Origin of the sequence: Mycobacterium fragae (assembly GCF_002102185.1) — a bacterium.
Classification (GTDB): domain Bacteria; phylum Actinomycetota; class Actinomycetes; order Mycobacteriales; family Mycobacteriaceae; genus Mycobacterium; species Mycobacterium fragae.
This window is the reverse complement of record NZ_LQOW01000012.1, coordinates 1-3220: the sequence shown is the minus strand read 5'-3', so window position 1 is coordinate 3220 and position 3220 is coordinate 1. Positions and strand designations below refer to the sequence as shown.

General features: G+C 67.8%; 1 protein-coding gene. It reads right to left on the bottom strand.

Annotated elements, in window-relative coordinates:
* The coding region (locus tag AWC06_RS06490; RefSeq protein WP_139819939.1) for a non-ribosomal peptide synthetase at positions 1 to 3220 on the bottom strand (3220 nt) is incomplete at both ends.

Genomic DNA, 3220 nt, shown 5'->3' with positions numbered 1-3220 from the left:
CAACTCCGTTGACCGTCAACGGCAGCGCCTCTAACACCACCACCGCCGCGGGCACCATATAAGCCGGCAACCGCTCACCCAACTGCGCGCGGATCGCGGCCGGGTCGGCGGCCCCGGTGACATAGCCCACCAGACGCTTATCGCCCGGGCGATCCTCACGGGCGATCACCGCCGCCTGCTCAACCCCATCGAACGCGGTCAGAGCCGAACGGATTTCGCCGAGCTCGATGCGATACCCGCGGATCTTGACCTGCTCATCGGCGCGCCCCAGATACACCAACTGCCCATCAGCACCCCAGCGCACCAAATCCCCGGTGCGATACATCCGCGACCCCGCGCGCCCAAACGGACACGCCACAAACCGCGACCCGGTCAACCCGGCCCGACGCCAATACCCCACACCCACGCCGGCGCCGGCCACATACAACTCCCCAACCACCCCGGTGGGCACCGGACGCAACCACCCATCCAGCACAAAAAAACCCGCCCCCGACACCGGCGACCCAATCGGCGGCGGCCCCGACCCGGCCGCCAACGGTGCGCTCTTAGACGCCCACATCGTGGTCTCGGTGGGACCGTAAACGTTGATCATCACCCGCCCCGGCGCCCAGCGATCCACCAGCTCGGGCGGGCAGGGCTCAGCGCCGATCACCAACGCCGCCGACTCCAACCCCTCCGGCGATAACACCCCCACCGCCGACGGCGTCTGGGTCAACACGCCGACCCGTTCGGCAACCAACAAGGCATGAAAGTCTTCCGGTGAACGGGCCACTTCGTCGGGTATCACCACCAGCCGCCCACCATGCAAAAGCGCACCCCAGATCTCCCACACCGAGAAGTCGAAAGCATAAGAGTGAAACTGCGTCCACACCTGCCCCGGCGCCAGCTCCAGCCCGACGTCCAGTGCGTCGAAAAGCTGAGTCACGTTGCGCTGAGTGACTGCCACTCCCTTGGGAACCCCGGTGGTGCCCGAGGTGTAGACGATGTGGGCGATATCGTCGGGGTCCGGCGCCGGCAGTGCGGTGCCGGGTTGGGCGTCAACCGCAGGATCGTTGACGTCGATGACGACCACGTCGTGGCCGTCGAGCCGCGACCGCAGTCCGGTGGTGGTGATCGCGGCGATCGGTGCGGCGTCGGCGAGCATGAACCCGATCCGCGCCGCCGGCAGTGCCGGGTCGATCGGCAGATAGGCCGCCCCGGTCTTGAGCACCGCCACAATCGCCGCGATCGCCTCGGCCGAGCGGGAAAACAACAGCGCCACACACTGTCCCGGGCCCACACCCTGGCTGGCCAACAAGTGCGCTAACCGGTTCGCCGCCTCATCCAGCTGCCGGTAGGTCCACGAGACTTCACCGCACGTCAGCGCCACCGCCTCCGGGGTGCGGGCCACCTGCGCGGCGAACAACACCGGAACCGACTCCGGCGCAACCGAAGCCGTGGTTAGCGCAGCCCGATTACCGACCTCATCCAGCCGGGCATGCTCACCGGCATCAAGCAGATCCACCGACGACAACCGCCGAGTCGGGTCGGCGGTGATCGCCGCCAACACCCGCTCTAACCGGCGTATGAGCGCCTCGATGCTGGCCGCGTCGAACACATCGGTGCGAAATTCCACCGTCCCGCCAATCCCTGCGGGCGCACCGGCCTCACTCCAGCGTTCGGCCAAAGAGAATGAAAGGTCCATGCGGGCGGTTTGGGTGGCCACCGGCAGCGGGGTGACGTGCAGATCACCCAGGGCCAACCCGGCGGCGGGGTCAGTGTCTTGCCCGGGAAGGTTTTGCCAGGCCAACATCACCTGCACCAGCGGGTGATGGGTCAGGCTTCGGGTGGGGTTGAGCCGCTCCACCAGCACCTCAAACGGCACATCTTGATGCTCGTAGGCGGCCAGGCTGCGCTGTCGCACCTGAGCCAACAGTTCGGCGACAGTCGGATTCCCGGCCACATCGACCCGCAACACCAGGGTGTTGACGAAAAACCCCACCAACTCATCCAGCACCGAGTCGCGCCGTCCGGCGATCGGGAACCCCACCGCCACCTCGGGGCTGGCGCTGATCTTGGAGAGCAGCACCGCCAGGGCGGCCTGGATCACCATGAAACTGGTCGCATTATGATCACGGGCCACCCCAGCAACCCGCTGCTGCAGCTCGGCCGGCCAGTCCACCACCACGGTGGCGCCGCGCTGATCGGCCACCGGCGGATAGGGCCGGTCGGTGGGCAGGTCCAAATGCTCGGGCATCCCGGCCAGTGCCTGCTGCCAGTAGGCCAGCTGGGCGGCGACGCGGCTGTCGCTGTCTTCCAGATCGCCTAGCAGCGCGCGCTGCCACAGCGTGAAATCGATGTACTGCACCGCCAACGGGTCCCAGCCCGGGGCGTGCCCCGCGCAGCGGCTGGCATAGGCGACCCCCAGATCACGCATCAGCGGGGTGATCGACCAGCCGTCGGCGGCGATGTGGTGCACCACGACCACCAGCACGTGCTCATCGTCGGCCACGCGGAAAAGCCGTGCCCGCAACGGGATCTGGTTGGCCAGATCAAACGTGTAGTGTGCCGCGGTGTCGATGGCCTCACGCACCCGGCTTTCCGGCCACCCGGCGCCATCAATGATCTGCCAGCCGAAATCGGCCCGCTCAGTAGGGATAACGAGCTGCTGGGGTGTTCCCGCGGGTGCCGGGAACAGCGTGCGCAGGCTTTCATGGCGGCCCACCACATCGGCCAGCGCCGCACCCAGCGCCTCGACATCCAGCCGCCCGCGCAACCGCAACGCCGCCGCCATAGTGTAGATCTGCGAGGGCCCCTGCAACTGATCCAGGAACCACAACCGGCTCTGGGCAAACGACAACGGAACCACCGCCGGCCGCTCACCCGCCACCAACCGCGGAAGTCCACCCGCGCCCTCACCGATACGCGGCGCCAACTGGGCCACCGTGGGCGCCTCGAACAAGGTGCGCACCGCAAGGTCGGCATCCAGGCCGGTGTTGATCGCCGCGGCCAGGCGCATCGCCGACAGCGAATCCCCACCCAGCTCGAAGAACGAGTCGTCGACCCCGACCCGATCGACACCGAGGACCTGGGCGTAGATGCCGGCCAGGATCTCCTCGACCGCGCCGACCGGGGCCCGGTAACGATCGACATCCCGATACTCCGGTGCCGGTAGGGCGCGGGTGTCCAGCTTGCCGTTGACCGTCAACGGCAGCGCCTCTAACACCACCACCGCCGCCGG